Annotated in this window: 17 protein-coding genes; 7 read left to right on the forward strand and 10 right to left on the reverse strand. The window is 41.7% G+C overall.

Annotated elements, in window-relative coordinates; translation table 11 throughout:
- Positions 1 to 11: 11 nt before the first annotated feature.
- The 7 genes from B9T19_RS00995 to B9T19_RS01025 form a co-directional block, all read right to left on the reverse strand.
- A complete protein-coding gene (locus tag B9T19_RS00995; protein WP_094566754.1) occupies positions 12 to 1,118 on the reverse strand; it encodes an ABC transporter permease in 1,107 nt (368 codons plus the stop codon).
- Positions 1,119 to 1,536: 418 nt separating this feature from the next.
- The gene (locus tag B9T19_RS01000) at positions 1,537 to 2,148 is read right to left on the reverse strand and encodes a thermonuclease family protein (RefSeq protein ID WP_158214318.1); all 612 of its coding nucleotides are present in this window, start codon (positions 2,146 to 2,148) and stop codon (positions 1,537 to 1,539) included.
- Positions 2,149 to 2,383: 235 nt separating this feature from the next.
- A complete protein-coding gene (locus B9T19_RS01005) occupies positions 2,384 to 2,869 on the reverse strand; it encodes a phosphatidylglycerophosphatase A (RefSeq protein WP_094566756.1) in 486 nt (161 codons plus the stop codon).
- A 76-nt stretch (positions 2,870 to 2,945) separates the two neighbouring features.
- Positions 2,946 to 3,485, reverse strand: a complete 540-nt coding sequence (gene orn, locus B9T19_RS01010; protein ID WP_094566757.1) for an oligoribonuclease — start codon at positions 3,483 to 3,485, stop codon at positions 2,946 to 2,948.
- Between the two features lie 153 nt (positions 3,486 to 3,638).
- Positions 3,639 to 4,403, reverse strand: a complete 765-nt coding sequence (gene yaaA, locus B9T19_RS01015; protein WP_094566758.1) for a peroxide stress protein YaaA — start codon at positions 4,401 to 4,403, stop codon at positions 3,639 to 3,641.
- 44 nt (positions 4,404 to 4,447) lie between these two features.
- Positions 4,448 to 5,224 (reverse strand): phosphatase PAP2 family protein, encoded by a 777-nt coding sequence (locus B9T19_RS01020; RefSeq protein ID WP_094566759.1) that lies wholly within the window; start codon positions 5,222 to 5,224, stop codon positions 4,448 to 4,450.
- 89 nt (positions 5,225 to 5,313) lie between these two features.
- Positions 5,314 to 6,114: a Cof-type HAD-IIB family hydrolase gene (locus tag B9T19_RS01025; protein WP_094566760.1), complete on the reverse strand. Its 801-nt coding sequence runs from the start codon at positions 6,112 to 6,114 to the stop codon at positions 5,314 to 5,316.
- Between the two features lie 376 nt (positions 6,115 to 6,490).
- Here B9T19_RS01025 and hfq point away from each other — a divergent pair, with 376 nt between their 5' ends.
- The 6 genes from hfq to B9T19_RS01055 all read left to right on the forward strand — a co-directional run bounded on the left by hfq (position 6,491) and on the right by B9T19_RS01055 (position 13,395).
- Positions 6,491 to 6,745, forward strand: a complete 255-nt coding sequence (gene hfq, locus B9T19_RS01030; RefSeq protein WP_094566761.1) for an RNA chaperone Hfq — start codon at positions 6,491 to 6,493, stop codon at positions 6,743 to 6,745.
- A 26-nt stretch (positions 6,746 to 6,771) separates the two neighbouring features.
- The gene (gene hflX, locus B9T19_RS01035) at positions 6,772 to 8,073 is read left to right on the forward strand and encodes a ribosome rescue GTPase HflX (RefSeq protein ID WP_094566762.1); all 1,302 of its coding nucleotides are present in this window, start codon (positions 6,772 to 6,774) and stop codon (positions 8,071 to 8,073) included.
- Positions 8,074 to 8,153: 80 nt separating this feature from the next.
- Positions 8,154 to 9,401, forward strand: coding sequence for an FtsH protease activity modulator HflK (gene hflK / locus B9T19_RS01040; RefSeq protein WP_094566763.1), 1,248 nt, complete (start codon positions 8,154 to 8,156; stop codon positions 9,399 to 9,401).
- Positions 9,402 to 9,416: 15 nt separating this feature from the next.
- Positions 9,417 to 10,472: a protease modulator HflC gene (hflC, locus tag B9T19_RS01045; protein WP_094566764.1), complete on the forward strand. Its 1,056-nt coding sequence runs from the start codon at positions 9,417 to 9,419 to the stop codon at positions 10,470 to 10,472.
- Positions 10,473 to 10,603: 131 nt separating this feature from the next.
- A complete protein-coding gene (locus B9T19_RS01050; RefSeq protein WP_094566765.1) occupies positions 10,604 to 11,896 on the forward strand; it encodes an adenylosuccinate synthase in 1,293 nt (430 codons plus the stop codon).
- A gap of 17 nt (positions 11,897 to 11,913) precedes the next feature.
- The gene (locus B9T19_RS01055; protein WP_094566766.1) at positions 11,914 to 13,395 is read left to right on the forward strand and encodes a phosphomannomutase/phosphoglucomutase; all 1,482 of its coding nucleotides are present in this window, start codon (positions 11,914 to 11,916) and stop codon (positions 13,393 to 13,395) included.
- 128 nt (positions 13,396 to 13,523) lie between these two features.
- Here B9T19_RS01055 and lptG read toward each other — a convergent pair whose 3' ends face one another.
- From lptG to tgt, 3 genes are all read right to left on the reverse strand, one after another.
- Entirely contained in the window at positions 13,524 to 14,558 is a 1,035-nt protein-coding gene (gene lptG, locus B9T19_RS01060; protein ID WP_094566767.1) for an LPS export ABC transporter permease LptG, read from the reverse strand.
- A gap of 140 nt (positions 14,559 to 14,698) precedes the next feature.
- A complete protein-coding gene (lptF, locus tag B9T19_RS01065) occupies positions 14,699 to 15,754 on the reverse strand; it encodes an LPS export ABC transporter permease LptF (protein WP_094566768.1) in 1,056 nt (351 codons plus the stop codon).
- A gap of 78 nt (positions 15,755 to 15,832) precedes the next feature.
- The gene (gene tgt, locus B9T19_RS01070; RefSeq protein WP_094566769.1) at positions 15,833 to 16,954 is read right to left on the reverse strand and encodes a tRNA guanosine(34) transglycosylase Tgt; all 1,122 of its coding nucleotides are present in this window, start codon (positions 16,952 to 16,954) and stop codon (positions 15,833 to 15,835) included.
- 224 nt (positions 16,955 to 17,178) lie between these two features.
- Here tgt and B9T19_RS01075 point away from each other — a divergent pair, with 224 nt between their 5' ends.
- Positions 17,179 to 17,616: a DNA polymerase III subunit chi gene (locus B9T19_RS01075; protein WP_094566770.1), complete on the forward strand. Its 438-nt coding sequence runs from the start codon at positions 17,179 to 17,181 to the stop codon at positions 17,614 to 17,616.
- Positions 17,617 to 17,698: the final 82 nt, after the last annotated feature.

Below are 17,698 nucleotides of genomic sequence, written 5' to 3' on the forward strand. Positions count from 1 at the left end.
GATCGATCTCCCTATAAGCCGACATTGCGCATTAAGATTGAGAAGAGCGCAACGATGACAATAACATAGAAGATAGATTGAACAACGGCTTTCGTTGTCTGTTGTCCGACACTATCAGCGCCTCCTTGTACTTGGAATCCTTGATAACATCCCACAAGTGTAATCACTATTGCAAAAACAGGAGCTTGGATAATGCCTACTAAGAGCGAGCGCCAGGTAACGGCATTCGGAATCGTTGTGATAAACTCACCAAAAGAGATATCGAGATAGATTGCCGCTAAACACATACTGCCAAAGATTGCCATCATATCGGCAAAGAGTGTCAACAGGGGTAGTGAAACAGCAAGTGCATACATTTTGGGTAGAACGAGTTGGTCATAGCGATTGATACCGATCGTCTCTAGCGCATCCACCTCTTCATTGACCACCATGGTCCCGATCTGTGCGGCATAGGCAGCCCCCGTTCGTCCGGCAATAATAATCGCCGTTAAGAGAGGGCCTAAAACACGTAAAACTGCGACAGTAGAGAAATCGACAATATAGATACTAGCGCCAAACATCTGTAGAAGACTCCCCGCTTGATAGGAGATAACAGCCCCGATTAAGAAGTTAAGTAGACCAATAATCGGAAGCGCCATAACTCCTGCACTCTGGATATTCGCCCAGAAGGCACTCCATCTAATTTTCCAAGGCGTGAAAGCGCGTTGTGTCGCAATGACAGAAATTTCCCCAATAAATTCGATAAATTTCTGGATCTCATCGAGAAGATAGATGGTAAACATTCCGACTCGTTTGGTGAAACTATTACGATTATCGGGAGCAGCCAGTTGGATGCCGGCATCTTCAATACGAGATTTAATGTAGAGGTAGAGATCGAGCTGTTTCTTTTCAAATCCTTGATAATCGATCTTACTCTCTTTCGGGAGGCTTTTAAGAGCAATATAGAGCTCTTGGCATCCGGTGGTATCGATTTGGCTCAATTTTGATCCATCGATCGTTACATCTTTTAGGGTAGCAATTTGTGGTTGAATCTTATCTGATGCGAGCTGTATCTCACGCAGATTAGATAGCGTCCACTGCCCATCAATTATGATTGTATTGTTATCAATCGTTATCATTCTGTTTGCTCATTAGTAACGGATATAAAAGTATCGGTAAATATTGATCACTATCGATTGATCACTATCGCTTGATCATTATCGATGCCATATTGATTCGTTATCAATTTGATTATTCGATCATTCAGCTATTCGATCATTCAACTATTTGATTGATCAATTATTCAGTTGCTCAATTAGTCAGCTATTCAAATTATTCAAATTATTCAAATTATCAAAACTTTATTCACCAAGATTTCTATTTAAATATCTCTATTGAAAATTTTATCATTTAAAACATTATAGAAAATAGTATGAAGAATAACTATGAAAAATATAACTATGAAAAGTGCTTATTGCACTTCTTGATCATGATTCTTATCAAAATTTATATTCAAATCTTGATGGCGGTTCAATATTGTACGTGGAATAACAGGGATTAGCGAGGATTAACTTTTCGCCATGCGGCAGGATTTTGCTGATGTCCTGCTTGTGACCAGATTCCCCGTTTTGCTGCTTTCGCCTCCTCTTCTGCTCTATAATATTGAGGGTCATTATTATACTGCCGATAAACAACCGCTTCCCCTAATCGGACCATCTCAAGCCCAATATCTTTTTGGTTGTCAAAGAGCTGTGCGACATAACGTTGGTAATGATCTCGATCTCTAATTTTCAGAGTAATGATACCATTTTTCTCTTTAGGAAGAAGATTTATCAATGCCTTTTTAGCGCGATCTCCCCAAGGTTTTTGCCCCATTTCTGGTGCATCCATTCCCCAGATTCTCACCCTTAACTTATGCCACTTGCCGCTCGCTTTTCCTGTAGGAGAGCAACTTGCAGGGCAGATCGCTGTGATTGAATCACCATCACTAATATGATTAATTTTGCAGGGGCATTGATAGCCCTTGTCGAGCTGAGACTGCTCTTGAGTATACCCTTGACTACTTTTTAGTGGGTGAGGTCTTTCGAGAAAAAAAGAGCTAGCAAAGATCGCCATAAAGAGAAACGCGACAATTATTTTCCCTTTCTGTTCTCGCTTTATTTTACTCAATAAGTTTTTTAAATAATATTTAATGGCTTTTGAGTATCGGTATTCCATATTAATAGATTAATAGTTTGATTGTTTAGTTTCGAGTGATGCTCTCTTATTAAATGTTTGTGAGGTGCTTAGAAAAGCATTCTTCCAAATGAAACTGTTTTATGAACTCGTTTTATGAAGCTATTTTATGAAGTCGTTTTAAATCATTAGGCTAAAATTTAGCTAGCTTTATCGATTTTATATGACTCTATAGTAGAAGGGGGAAGATCAAGTGTAAAATCAGCTGGAGAGAGATAAAGGCAAAGAGGCCGGCAATCATATCATCGAGCATAATGCCAAGTCCTCCAGATACGCGCTGATCTGCAATCTTGATGGGCCAAGGTTTTAAGATATCAAAGAAACGGAAGAGGAGGAATCCCAAGATAATGGTACTCCATGAGAGTGGTGCGGCAATCATGGTGATCCAAAAACCCACAAACTCATCCCAGACAATGCCACCATGATCATGGACGCCTAATTCATCGCTTGCTTTTTGGCAGATAATGATGCCGGCAATGCTCGTCAGAAGAAGCATTAGAAGATAAAATGGTAGTGAGAGGGTTAATGAGAAGATAATCCAGAAGGGGATAGCCATTAAAGTTCCCATTGTCCCAGGGGCGATTGGGGAGAGGCCGGCACCAAACCCAGAAGCTAAAAATTGCCAGGGAGTTTTGATAGTGATTTTGGGATTCATTTGAAACCTCCTTCTGAGGAATGGGAATGATAGTCTGTCTCTGCAACGCTTCTATCTGCTATTGATACCTAATGGATTATTTAACAAAGTAATGTTCACGAATAAATTTTAACTCATTGATCGATTCACGAATATCATCAAGTGCAAGATGGGTATTCTTCTTCTCGTAACTAAGAGGATTAGAATACCAACGTTTAACAACTTCTTTAAATGAGCTGACATCGATATTACGATAGTGGCAAAATTGATCGAGTTCCGGCATATATTTTTTTAGAAAGCGTCGATCGGTACCAATACTGTTACCGCAAAGTGGAGATTTCCCGGCAGGAATCCATTGCGAGGCAAACTGAAGTGTCGCATTCATTGCATCAGTTACTGTGACATCGCTCTCTTTAATTCGCTTGATTAAGCCTGAATTGCCATGTGTGGTTTGACACCAATCATCCATGAGGTCGAGAATCTCTTGAGGTTGATAGATCGCAAGGTTAGGGCCTTCTGCTAAGAAGTTGAGATCTTTATCTGTAATGATTGAGGCGATCTCAATAATGTGGTGAATCTCCTCATCAAGGCCGGTCATCTCTAGATCGATCCAAAGTAGATTGCTCTCAGATTGCATATTTTTCTTCCTATCTTGCGTCTTAAGTAATTGAATAGTGGAGTGGGAAAGGGGCATTATACCGAAAAGAGTGGGTCGGGAGAATTAAAAAGGCAGAGTCTCATTTTGAACTCTGCCTCGTTTATCTAAAGCTATTGGAATTCTTTAAGGAGTTTAGCCCCGGATAAAGACAATTTCGCCGGTGACATCATTAGGTTTATAGGCGTATCCTTCAAGATTAAATTTCTTTAGCTCTTGGAGATCTGTAATGTTGTTTTCACTGACAAAGCGAGTCATTAAACCTCGCGCTTTTTTCGCATAAACACCAATTACTTTATATTCGCCATTACTAAAATCTTTAAAAATTGGGGTGACAACTCGTGCTTTTAGCTTTTCAGGGCGAACAGCTTTAAAGTACTCATTAGAAGCGAGGTTGATAACCACTTTTGCATCGATCTCATCAATGCGTCTATTGAGATATTCTGTGACTAGATCTCCCCAGAATTCGTAGAGATTTTTTCCACGTGGATTAGGAAGCGCCGTTCCCATCTCTAAGCGGTAAGGGGCGATAAGATCTAAGGGGCGAATAGCACCATAAAGACCCGATAAAATCGCTAAGTGACGATTGAGAAAATTGACACAATTTTCAGGTAGATCGTATGCAGAGAGCCCTTGATAGACATCGCCATTGAAAAGGTAGAGTGCGGGTTTTGCATTTTGTGAGGTAAATGGAACCTCAAAGTCTCTAAAGCGCTCTACATTCTGCTCTGCAATTCGCTCAGATACTTTCATAAGACTCTGAATCTCTTCCGTTGAGTATTGGCGAAGAATATCAATAAGAGCCTGTGAATCTTGAAGTAACTCAGGTTGCTCAAGACTTGTAATCGGCGGTGGAGTATGTTCATCCAACATCTTTGCAGGAGAAAGTAAAAACAGCATAGTAATCCTCTTTATTGTTGTTTTAATTGTTATCTTAATCTTAGTTAATGATCAATTTTATCATCTATTTGCGTTACACTCTTTTCCATCAGAGTATCTCTTTTTGCTAAAAAATAAAAGAAAATTAAGGCGACGATGTAAGCGATGATTGTGCTGACAAAAAGATCGATAGGGAAATGCATCCCAAGTCGTAATCGACTAATCATCATTAACCCAGCCCAGAGAGTCATAATAACAATCGCGACCGCTGTTTTAGGATCTTTTTCCCGGGTCATAAAACCGACAATAATAAAGGCCCACATCACCGCAAAAATCGTATGCCCTGAAGGGAATGAGTAACCTGTTTCCGCTTGCCAGTGAGATTTTAACCAGTTGGGGGTTATAGGATCATCCTTAATTGCGTTGGCAACAATTGTGCCGCGCTCTTTGCGAGGAAGCTCATAAAATGACTCAATATCTACACCTTGATCGACGACATAACTCATGTAGGGGCGAGGCTCTTCCCAGAGAACTTTAATTGTACTTTTAATGATCTGTGTGCTGCCTTGTAGCAAAAAGACACTTAAAAAGATAATAACCCAGTGATGCTGTAATTTTTTACAACGCATACTCAGCCAGATAGCCAAAACAAGCGATGTTAGTAGTGCAAAATAGGGGGCGGAGCCAGATTCAGTTACGATAAAGAGGATAGCATCTATCGCCGTATAGCTGTGAAGTGGAGACCAGTGCCAGCCTAGAATCCAAGCTAAAAGTGGGATAAGTAGTAGTGCGATAAAAACAAAAGAGAGATTACGAAATAGGGTTTTATAGGTGTTCATCATAAATAGTTGATAATCAGGTGTTAGGGTGATTGGTTATAAATCAATTCTTTATTGAGGGATAACCTTGTCGTGATGAGCTAAGGGCAGTATCAGCGAAAATAGTGGAGCCCAAAGATCTGGTCAAGTTGCCGTGCTACGCCATCTTCAATGTTTTTAGCGATGATTCGATCGGGAAACTGTGCTTTTAACGGTTCTGTTGCATTACCCATAATAAAAGGGTGCGCCACCAGTGAGAGTAGTTCTCGGTCATTGAGTTGATCACCAAAAGCGATGCAATGTTGTGGGTCGATATTGAGTGCCTCTAAGACATATTGTGCACCGACTGCTTTATTGATCCCTAGCGGCATCACTTCGAGATAGGTTGATGATGAGGTTGAAACTGAAGCGCCATCAAAGAAATCATAGGCGATTGAGAGATGGTCGTGCAGCTCCTCTTCTGGTAAGACAAAGAGCGCCTTTGTTAATGTCTCATTGACCCAATCGTGATTAGGGCAAAGAACCTCAAATCGTTCGCCGGGGCAAGTGTAATGGTGGGGAATACCATCTTTGGTGTAGATAATATTATTGTGGTAGAAGATGGGGGGATATCGATACTCATTAGAGAAGTTGAAAACTTGCTTTAAGACAGGCTTTGGTAATGTTGCCTCATGTAGAACAGCATCTCTTTTAAAGTCAAAGACGCGAGCGCCATTGTAGTTAATGATATATTCTGTTCCACCAATGGCTTTTGCAAAAGGGAGGCTACCGGCAAAACTTCTTCCTGTACTGAAGATGATCTGAATCCCTTTCGATTTTAGTATCGTAAGAATCTCCTGAAGTGCCGGAGAGAGTGCATTATTATCATTGAGACTGGTGCCATCAAGGTCTAGAAAAATCGCTTTAAAGCTCATGAAAGATCCTTTTGTCGAGTGAAATGCATAAAAGAGAACTTGTAGAGTATAGAGTGATAGCGTGAAGGCGACAAGCGGTGATCAGATGATCTCTTTTATCCCTTTTCATTTCATCTTAGATCTAAATCTTGATCTAAATCGATTAATAGCGCTTTTAAGTTGGGCTTTTAATGATCGATATTATCGCTATATACTTGAAACTAATTTCTCATTTTAGTGCTAAATAGATTATAATAAGGCGGTAATAAAGCCGATCGATACTAGTCGGTAGCAGGCTTCATGTTACTATAGAGTCGGTTTCTTGTAGCGAGGAGCTCTGATAAAATAGAGAACTCATCATATAACGACGATAAGAACTAAAAAAGTGAGAACTAAAATGGCAAAAATGCAATCCCTTCAAGACCCGTTCCTGAACTTGCTTCGTAAAGAGCGTGTTCCGGTATCTATCTTTTTAATCAATGGCATTAAGTTGCAAGGACAGATTGAATCCTTCGACCAATTTGTCATTCTATTAAGATCAAATGTCAGTCAAATGATCTATAAGCATGCGGTGTCTACAATCGTTCCTGCGAGAAATGTTAATTTAAGCAGTGAAGTGGTAGGAGAAGTTGACGCTCCTATTGCTGAATAGCAGAGGTAAGGGCCCATCCTTTATTAATGAATCATATAGTAGAGCAATTTAGTCACGAAGATGACAGAGCAATCATCGTCTCTTTAGAGATGCCTGAAAGTGAAGAGGGGGATCTTGCAGAGTTTAAGGAGTTAGTGACATCTGCAGGTGTTGAGATCCTCTCCTGTATTACAGGAACTCGGCAAACCCCTCATCATAAATATTTTTTAGGAACTGGCAAAGCAGATGAAGTACGTGTAGCCGTAGAGCAGAGCGATGCTAATGTTGTATTAATTAACCATGATTTAACGCCTAGTCAAAACCGCAACTTAGAAGAGTTATGCGGTGTTCGTGTGGTTGACCGGACTGGCTTAATTCTCGATATCTTTGCCCAAAGAGCTCAAAGCTTTGAAGGAAAGTTACAGGTTGAATTGGCACAATTAACCCGATTATCGACACGTTTAGTACGAAAGCATACTAATCTCTCGCAACAAAGAGGGGGCGCTGTAGGACTTCGCGGGCCAGGGGAGACCCGGCTTGAGATGGATCGGCGCGTTATTAGTGATCGTATTCGGCAGCTTAAAAAACGTCTTGAGACCGTGACAAAGATGCGTGCGCAGGGGCGTATCTCCCGGGAACGTAACGAGGTTCCTACAATCGCATTAGTCGGCTATACCAATGCCGGCAAATCTTCTCTTTTCAATCGATTAACTGCCGCTGGTGTCTATGTGCAAGATCAACTCTTTGCAACACTCGATCCGACTCATAGAGCGTTAGATATTGAGTTTGTTGGCAGAGCAGTTTTAGTTGATACCGTTGGATTTATCTCTAAACTTCCTCATGATCTTGTAGAAGCATTTAAATCAACTTTGCAGGAAGCTGTTGAAGCGGATCTTCTTCTCGAGGTGATCGATGTTGCAGATCCAGAGAGAGATCTAAAGATGCGAGAGGTGACTGCTGTTTTAGAGCAGATCGGTGCAGAAGCAGTACCGCGATTACAGGTCTTTAATAAGATCGATCTTAAACCTGAGATTGAGCCCCATAATGAGATGTCAGAAGGGGGCGTTGTTAAAGCTGTTTGGATTTCAGCAGCTAAAGATATTGGTATTGATCTACTTTTAGAGGGAATCGCTTCCCACTTTCAGAAAGAGCACCTCTCAATGAGATTGATACTTCCCCCAAGTGAAGGGCGATTAAGAGCAGAGCTCTATGCGCTTGATGCAGTTAAAGAGGAAGCGTTTGGCAAAAATGGTGAGTTTCTTTTAGATCTCTATGTTGCTCGATATCGAATTATGCGACTATTGAAGGAGCAGCCAGAAGCAGCTTCCTATTTCGAACAATATCTATAGGTGCAAATAGCGTAAAAAATTGGTATCTTGTCGAGTTGGTATTCAACAGTTTCGGTAAGATCTGGAATCAAAGGGATTAAATGAAAAAAAATAACTTAGAGATGGCTTGGCAAGAGCCTAAAGATAGCCAGCAAGGTGGCTCATCAGGTAGTCCTCATGGAAATAATCAGCCGAATGATCAACGACCTAAAAATGGCGCTGGACCCGATCTTGACGAAATTTTTAAAAAGTTAGGCGGTGCATTTCGTGGTAAGAAAGGGATGGGCGGTCATCGACATGGCGGTTATGGTAAATATATCGCTTTAGGTGGTGCTGTTCTTCTATGTGGTTGGTTAGCAACAGGTTTCTATACAATTGATGCGGGACAGAAAGGGGTCGAGTTACTCTTAGGTCAGTATCATGCCACTAAAGATCCTGGTTTAAGATGGCGTCTTCCTAATCCGATTGGTGATCATCGCATCATCGATATTCAACGTCGATTTTCACAAAAGATCGGTTCTACCGCTAAAGGAAATCGTCGTGCTGCGATGTTAACAAAGGATGAAAACTTAGTTGATGTGAGTGTTGAGGTTCAATATCAGATTAATAATGATGATCCTTCACAATATTGGTTTACATCTGTTGATCCCGATAAAACATTAAAAGAGGTTGTCGATAGTGCAACCCGTGAGCGTGTTGGTCAAACATCTCTAGATGATATTTTGACAGATGGTCGAGAGCAGTTGATGCAAGAGGTTAAAGAGCTTGCTCAAAGTATCTTAGATAACTATCAGATTGGTCTTGTGATTACAAACGTGAACTTAGAAGATGCGCAAGCGCCGGCAGCGGTGCAAGATGCCTTCTCCGATGCGATTCGTGCCCGTGAAGATGAGCAGAGTCGAATTAACCAAGCGAATGCTTATCAGAGTAAAGTCCATGAAGAGGCGCGCGGGGAAGCAGAGAGAATTTTGCGCCAGGCAGAAGCTTATCGTGAGAGTAAAATCGCACAAGCACGCGGGGAGGCAGAGCGTTTTAATCGCCTCTACTCAGCATATGCTGTAGCGCCAGAGGTGACTAGAGAGCGTCTCTATCTTGAAAATATGGAAGAAGTATTACAAAACAGTAATAAGCTCTATATGGGTTCAGATAGTAATAACTTAATGATGTTGCCCCTCGATAAGATGACAGGCTCTACAACAAACTCAGGATTGAGTAAGACTGAGAAGAGAGAGGGAGCGGTGACAATCGAAGTCAAAGAGACAACGCCGACACCAGAGAGCATTATTCAAAATCAACCCAATAATAACAATGTGAACGATCAGAGAAGTCGTGCGCGTTTCACTCGTTAAGAGAGGAGAGAGAAAATGAGAATTGTAACTCGCATAGTTTTACCAATCGTCATTATTGTACTGCTTCTCTTAAGCACATCTTTAGTGATTGTTAAGGAGTGGGAGAAAGGTCTTCAGCTCCGTTTTGGGCGTATCGTTGCCGTCTATGATGAGCCGGGCATCTACTTTAAATTGCCCTTTATCGATAATGTGAGAATCTTCGATGGAAGAATTCAGACATTAGATACGCCACCAGAACCTTTCTTGACTTCTGAGAAGAAGAACTTGATTGTTGATACCTTTATAAAATGGCGTGTCATCGATCCTGAGGTCTATTATCAGAAAGTATCGGGTAATCCCGGTATCTTTAACCGCCTTTTTGAACCTATTGTGAAGAATAACTTTAGAGCGGCTTTCGGTAAGCGTGATGTTCAGACAGTTGTCGGCGGTAATGTTACCTCTAAAGGGAGCAAGTATCGTGATGGTTCAAAGGTGATTGTTGTTGATAAGCCGAGTGATGCGCTCTCCTTAGATCCTAAGACATTAGAAGAGATTCATTCTGAAGATGTCGATATCGTTATTCGCAGCAAAGAGAATGTTGTTCCTGTTATTGCCGGACAAGAAGTTGATCTGAATAATACTATTAGACAAGAGATTGAGCGGACAATTTTAGTCGCGCTCTCTGTGGAAGCAAAAGAGTATGGTGTTGAGATTATCGATGTTCGTATTAATGGTGTAGAGCTCCCTGATGATGTGACCGATAACGTCTTTAAGCGAATGAGAACAGAGCGTGAGCGCGTAGCAACTGAATTGCGTTCTAAAGGGGAAGCAGCCTATATCGAAAAAGTTGCAGAAGCTGATAGTAACCGAACCATTCTTTTGGCAAATGCTTATGAAGAAGCAGAGAAGATTCGCGGGGAAGGGGATGCTGGAGCCGCAACGATTTATGGAGAAGCTTATGGGCAAGATCCCGATTTTTACTCCTTCTATCGTAGTTTAGAGGCGTATAAAAATGCATTCCAAAATGATGGAGATCTCTTAATTCTCGATCCAGAGAGTGATTTCTTTAAGCATTTTCAGCAGAAACAGTAAGACATAATTGTGAATATTGAGAATTCAATATTGGATGTAACGTTAAATATTAGTTTCAATTTCACGCTGTCTATTTGTATCAATTTAAAGAGCGCATTGCGCTAGATTCATTTTCATGAGGAAAACTTATAATGGGTAATAATGTTGTTATTATCGGGACGCAATGGGGCGACGAAGGTAAAGGAAAGATCGTTGACCTCTTAACAGATAAAGCAGAAGCTGTTGTTCGATTTCAAGGGGGGCATAATGCTGGGCATACTCTTGTTATCGATGGCGAGAAGACAGTTTTACGTTTAATTCCATCTGGAATTTTGCGTGAACATGTTACCTGTTATATCGGTAATGGTGTGGTGCTCTCTCCAGAAGCACTCTTAAGTGAGATGGATGAGCTATTAAGTCGTGGCATCAATGTCGATGAGCGTCTAAAGATCTCAGAAGCTTGCCCTTTGGTGATGCCATATCATGTTGCGATTGATCAGGCGCGTGAAGAGAAGCTTGGTAAAAATAAGATCGGTACAACAGGAAGAGGAATCGGTCCTACTTATGAAGATAAGGTCGCGCGTCGAGCAGTCCGTGTTGCGGATCTCTTCTACCCTGAAGTTTTCCGTCAGAAGCTTGAAAGTGTGATGGAGTATCATAACTTTGTTCTTGTGAACTACCTTGGTAAAGAAGCGCTCTCTGTTGATAAAGTCTTTAATGATACGATGGAGCTGGCAAAACGTCTTCTACCATTAGTCACTGATGTCTCCTACGAGCTTAAGAAGTTAAGAGATCGTGGAGCTAAGGTGATGTTTGAAGGAGCGCAAGGAACATTCCTAGATATCGATCATGGAACTTATCCTTTTGTAACATCTAGTAATACATCTGCCGGCGGTGCGGCTACCGGTTCAGGCGTGGGACCATTAGCTTTAGATTATGTTTTAGGAATTGTTAAAGCTTATGTTACACGTGTTGGTTCAGGACCATTCCCAACAGAGTTAACTTGTGAAATTGGTCAAGGCTTAGCAAAACGTGGGCATGAGTTTGGTTCGGTAACAGGTCGTGCGCGTCGTTGTGGCTGGTTTGATGTTCCGGTATTAAAGCGTTCAATCGATATCAATAGCTTATCAGGTATCTGTTTAACGAAACTTGATGTGTTAGATGGTATGGATGAGGTGAGGATCTGTACAGGCTATCAGTTAGATGGTGAAGTGGTCGATTATCCTCCTTATGGTGCAGAGAATTTTGCACGCTGTGAGCCGATCTATGAAACAATGCCGGGCTGGTCAGAGAGTACAGTTGGTGTCATGAGTTTTGATGCACTTCCCGTTGCGGCTCAGAACTATATTAAGCGTCTTGAAGAGCTTGTTAAGGTGCCGGTAGATATTATCTCTACAGGGCCTGATCGTAATGAGACATTAGTTTTAAGAGACCCTTTTGATTAGTAGAAGGTAATCCTGTAATGGAGTTAAAAGCTTTTAAAGCTTACGATATTCGGGGGGAATACCCCCTTGAGATTAATGAAGACCTAGCTTATAAGCTAGGTCTTGCATTTGTAGCGGAATATCGGGCTAAAGTGGTCGTTGTTGGACATGATATTCGTCAAAGTAGTCCGCAACTTTTCACTCAATTAGTCGCAGGTATCTGTGATGCCGGCGCCGATGTTATCTCTCTCGATATCTGTGGAACGGAAGAGGTCTACTTCAATACTGTCTATCTCGAAGCAGATGGCGGCATTATGATTACAGCAAGCCATAACCCCAAGAGTCACAACGGTTTTAAATTGGTAGCGAGAGGCGCAGAGCCTATCAGCGGTTCCACTGGCCTTGAGGCATTAAAAAGACGTATTTTGCAGGAAGATTTTGGTCATTTCACTCTGAGAGAGAAGGGGCTATTAAGGCACTTTGTCGATAAGAGGCCTTATCTTCAAGCATTGTTGCAAGCCTCTTCAATGGCATTGCCGCAAAGAGGTGAAGATTTCCCTTTAAACTCATTCACTTCAGCTTCATCAGCGTCATCAGTTTCATCCACCCTATCCACCTCACTCATTTCACCCATTTCACCCATTTCACCAAAGTCATTAAGGATCGTCTGTAATAGTGGCAATGGTTGCGCCGGAGCGATTGTTGATCTTCTTGAGCCTTATCTGCCTTATCAGCTAATAAAGATTCATCATGAGCCAGATGGTGCTTTTCCAAATGGTGTGCCTAATCCACTTTTAGTGGAGAGACGACAGGCAACCCAAGAGGCGATACAGGCTTCTAGGGCTGATTTTGGTGTTGCGTGGGATGGTGATTTTGATCGTTGTTTCTTCTTTGATGAAAGAGGGGATTTTGTAGATAGTTCCTATATTGTTGGGCTATTAGCAACCGTATTATTAACGGATCATCCCAATTCTACTATTGTGATTGATACTCGGCAGACACTCAATAGTGAAGAGGCGATCAAGAATGCTGGTGGAAAGGTTGTTATTTCTGCCGGTGGACACTCACCGATGAAGGAGAGTATGCGGAAGTTTAATGCACTTTATGGTGGAGAGATGAGTGCTCACCACTACTTTCAAGCATTTCATTACTGCGATTCGGGAATGATCCCTTTTCTTCTAATCTCTCAGCTTTTAGCAAAGAGCGATCAGACATTAGGCGCGCTCGTTGCAGCTGCAAGAAAACGTTATCCTTGTAGCGGAGAGTTGAACTATCTTGTAGTGGATTCTGACTTAGTGATCATGAAGATTGCCGATTATTTTAGAGGTGAAGCGATCTCCGAGGATTATCTCGATGGTTTAAGTCTGCGTTTAGAAGATTCACGAATCAATGTGCGCGCCTCCAATACAGAGCCTTATTTACGGATTAATATTGAAGGAAGAGGCTCAACAGAGATCGTTAAAGCGCGACAAAAAGAGATCGAGCAGCTATTGACCCCCTATTTACAATCTTCTTTATAAATAAAAATTAACAAATAAAAACCCATAAACAAAAACCCATAAACAAAAATCCATAAACAAAAATCCATAAACAAAAATCCATAAATAAAAATGCCGGCACTTAAAGCCGGCATCTCTACAATTAGGAGTTATGGTAATAATTTAAAGAGCGCATAAGCGATCGCAATCGCTAAAATTGTCGGAAAGAGAGCACCTAGTAGCGGAGAGAATCCGGAGATAAGGATAAAGTGTCCTAACATCTGTGTTGTTAAGTAGATAATGAGCCCCAAAATAACCCCGATCAAGATGCGCTCACCAATTCCTTGTCGTCTCTGCTGAGCAAAGACGAGCGGTGCAGCGATAAGGATCATTGAGATATTGGTTAAAGGATTGAAGACCTTCGACCAAAAAGCAAGGCGATATTCACTACTATCGAGATTATTCTCTTCGAGATAGTTAATAAAACGCCATAGACTCTGGCTCGATTGATATTCTGGGTCACTAATGAGTGCCGTTAAGGCCGCCTGATCAATATGGGTCTCTATTTTAAAGTCTTTTAGATTCTCTTTGGTGATTTGGCGCTCACTAAAAGTGATCGCAGAGAGTGAAGGAATCATCCAATGATCGCCTTCAAGTGTCATATGATCAGCTCTCATAATCTGTTTTAGATAATTATCTTCAGGATTATAAATCGTGATATTGCGCAGGGAGAGATCATGCATTGATCTCACTTCAATAATATAACCGCCATCAATCGCCCAAAATCCCTTCCCAACACTGCTCTTATGACTCACTTCAAGTGCTCTTTCATGGGTCTCTGGAACAATATATTCACCGATTAAGACAACGCCAAGACTTAAGATTAGAGTGGTATAGATCGCTCCTTTTAGCGTGCGAGCTTTACTAAATCCAGCGGTTCTAATAGCGGTTAGTTCATTGTGGCTAGCTAGCTGCCCCAAACCGAGAAGTGTTCCTAAGAGTAATGCCATGGGAAAGATACGATAGATGCGCGCCGGCATATCATAGAGCAGATAGAGCAACATGTCGGTGACAACATATTGATCATCAAGGTCTTGTAGCTCATTTAGAAAGGTAAAAAAGGTCTCAATAATAACGAGAAGCAGAAGACAGAGCAGGGTAAAGAAGAGGGAGGTCTTTAAGGTATATCGATCAATTTTTATCATATTATCCTCGCGATAACGATCTGTCGTCCACGATGGGATTTTGGCTATTTAGGGTTCTCATAATTGGGTCTCCTTGTAATTCTTAATTATCTCTTAGCGATATTGATGGGAGTTCTCTTGAATCATTTTTAGAGATATTATTAGAGAGATCTGTTGTAACGCCGGTAGACAATGTAGGCGAAGATAAACATGATGAGCTGAATCCACCAAATGCCTAAATCAGGGTTAATTTTGCCACTCTTAATCCAGGAGAGTCCGATACCTAAGAAGTTAAAGTAGAAGACGTAAAAGATGACCCCCACAATTAATTTATTGAAGCGACCTTCTCGCGGTCGAGAGTGTGAGAGTGCCGGGATCAACAAAATTAAGAGATAGATTGAGATCGGACCGGAAAGGCGTCGCTGTAACTCCCGTTTCTCATCTACCGTTGTGCCGGTGATGACATCATACGCACTCCAGGCAATCGCTTTCGGCCAAGCATCACTACTTTCAGTATCGAGGCGGATTCGTAGCGTATCGAAGAAGAGCACTTCTGAAAAATCAGCATTTGTGGTTGTCCTTGAGCCATCTTCTAAGATCACAAAACGGGTATTATCCTCATTGATCTGTTGGGTTCCCTTTTCGGCAATGGTAATAGTATGATGCCCATTCGCTTCATTCGTTTTGATAAAGATCTTGTTCAGCGTTCCATCTTCCGCATTGATCGATTGTACGTAGATAGTCTGCTTCCCTCTGGCAAACTCCTGGAAAACACCTGGTTTTAAGATTGTCAGCTGGGCCTCTTCTCGTGCCTTTTTTAAGACCACTTCTTGAATTTGTGCAATCTCCGGCACAATCCAGAAATTTAAAATTAAGATGAGAAAACTTAAGGGAATTCCGATCTGCAACAAAATACGATAGAGTCGTTTAACCGGCATTCCTAAAGCGTAAAAGGCGGTCATCTCACTATCTTTATAGAGTCTACCGAAAGCCAAGATAGAGGCGAGTAGAAAGCTCAAAGGGAGCAGTTCAGTGATAAATCGAACAACTTGTAGGCCTAGCAATGAGATCACAGCTGATTGCGATAGAGTTCCATTGATCACTTGGTTGAGATAGAAGGCCAATCGCTGCACAAGCAGAATAGAGATCAGTACCAAGAGTACTGCTGCGAAGGTCGACAAGATCTCTCGTCGAATATAGCGATTAATGAGACTCATATCATTACTGTTCCATAATTTGAGGACCTAAATCGGTCGCTGAAAGTGTAGATCGCTGTGAGTAAAGGAGAAGAGAGGCTATCGCGCCTCTTCATCCACCTGTTTACGCTCTCTGTAGAATTGTTCATAATATTGATCGAATGTTCCGGCATCGATGTGATCTCGAATCTGTTGCATATGCCAGAGGAAGTAGTGCAGGTTATGAATACTTGCTAAATGTGCGCCAAGCAGCTCTTTGGTTCGAATAAGATGACGAAGATATGAGCGACTAAAGTTTTGACAGGTGTAGCAGCTACAGGTCTCATCGAGTGGACGAGTGTCGAGATCATAGCGAGCATTTTTGATGCGAATATCGCCAAAACGGGTAAAGAGATGTCCATTTCGAGCATTGCGTGTAGGAATCACGCAGTCAAACATATCGACCCCTCGTTTTACCCCTTCGATAAGATCTTCTGGTTTACCGACGCCCATCAGATAGCGGGGTTTATCTTTCGGCATTTTGGGATCGAGAAATTCTAAGATACGATCTCGCTCCTCTTTCGGTTCTCCAACCGCTAGACCGCCGATAGCATATCCATTGAACTCCACCTCTTGGAGTGCATCGAGTGATTGCTCTCGAAGATCCTCAAACATACTTCCTTGAACAATCCCGAAGAGTGCATTGGGGTTCTCACCGGCAACAAAAGCATCTTTAGAGCGTTTAGCCCAACGCATTGAGAGCTCCATCGATTTTTTAGCTTCATCATAAGTTGCAGGATAGGGTGTGCATTCATCAAATGCCATCACAATGTCGGAACCTAAAACCCGTTGAATCTCCATTGATTTCTCTGGATCGAGAAAGAGTTTTTCACCATTAAAGGGGGAGCGGAAGGTAACCCCTTTCTCCTCAATCTTACGAAGTTCTGCAAGAGAGAAGACCTGAAAACCACCTGAGTCAGTAAGGATCGGTTTATCCCATTGCATAAAATCATGAAGATCGCCATGAGCGCGAATCACATCAAGTCCCGGTCTTAGCCAGAGATGAAAAGTGTTGCCAAGAATAATCTGGGCATTCATCTCTTTTAGGTTTTGGGGGGTTACCCCTTTTACTGTGGCAATTGTCCCTACCGGCATAAAGATAGGTGTTTCGATCGTGCCTCGCTCAAAAGTAATCCGGCCTCGGCGAGCAGCGCCATCGGTCTTTAAAAGTTCAAATTTCATTGCTACCTTATTTTTCCATAATTTTAATGCTATTATTTTACCGTTAAACAGTAAGAAATGCAGATATTCATTGGGGAATGAATTATCGCATATAACCCCTTTCATCGTCGGCAAAATTAATAGGCTGATTTAAGAGGCTAACTCTCTTAAAAGGTTATCTCATAATCTTACGGGATGAGGCTAGCTGATAGGTGGGCTCACAAGATTCACTGAAAAAGGATGTTATGGTACAAGTCAGCTTTTATGTTCTACCAACAAGTAACGAAGCTTCTCGACAAAAATTGTTATTGAAGATCTTAGAGAAGGCATATCTTGCTGAGGAGCCGGCACTTCTCTATAGCGATAATCAGGAGTTGATCCGCTTTTTAGATCGAAAGCTGTGGGAATTGCCCCACATTGAATTTCTTCCACATGCTGTCATTACGACGGAGGAGGATATTAATGAGGCTGATTTTATCTATCTCTCCGATAAGATGTGGCCATTACCGCATCGATCTTTAATTATCAATATCCATCCCTTTGTGCCGGATGATGTTAAAAATGGGCTCTATCAGCGTGTTTTTGAGGTGATTACGCAAGATCCGCAAGTATTAGAAGAGAGCCGAAATCGTTATCGGCTCTATCGTCAATTGGGGTTTGAGATCGAAACTCATAAGTTATAACAGGTTATAATAATTATGATGTCCTTTATAGATCGCTTATAGATCGTTTATAGGCCGTTTATAGATCGTTTATAGGCCGTTT

Source organism: Ignatzschineria sp. F8392 (assembly GCF_002252045.1).
Taxonomy (GTDB): Bacteria; Pseudomonadota; Gammaproteobacteria; order Cardiobacteriales; family Wohlfahrtiimonadaceae; genus Ignatzschineria.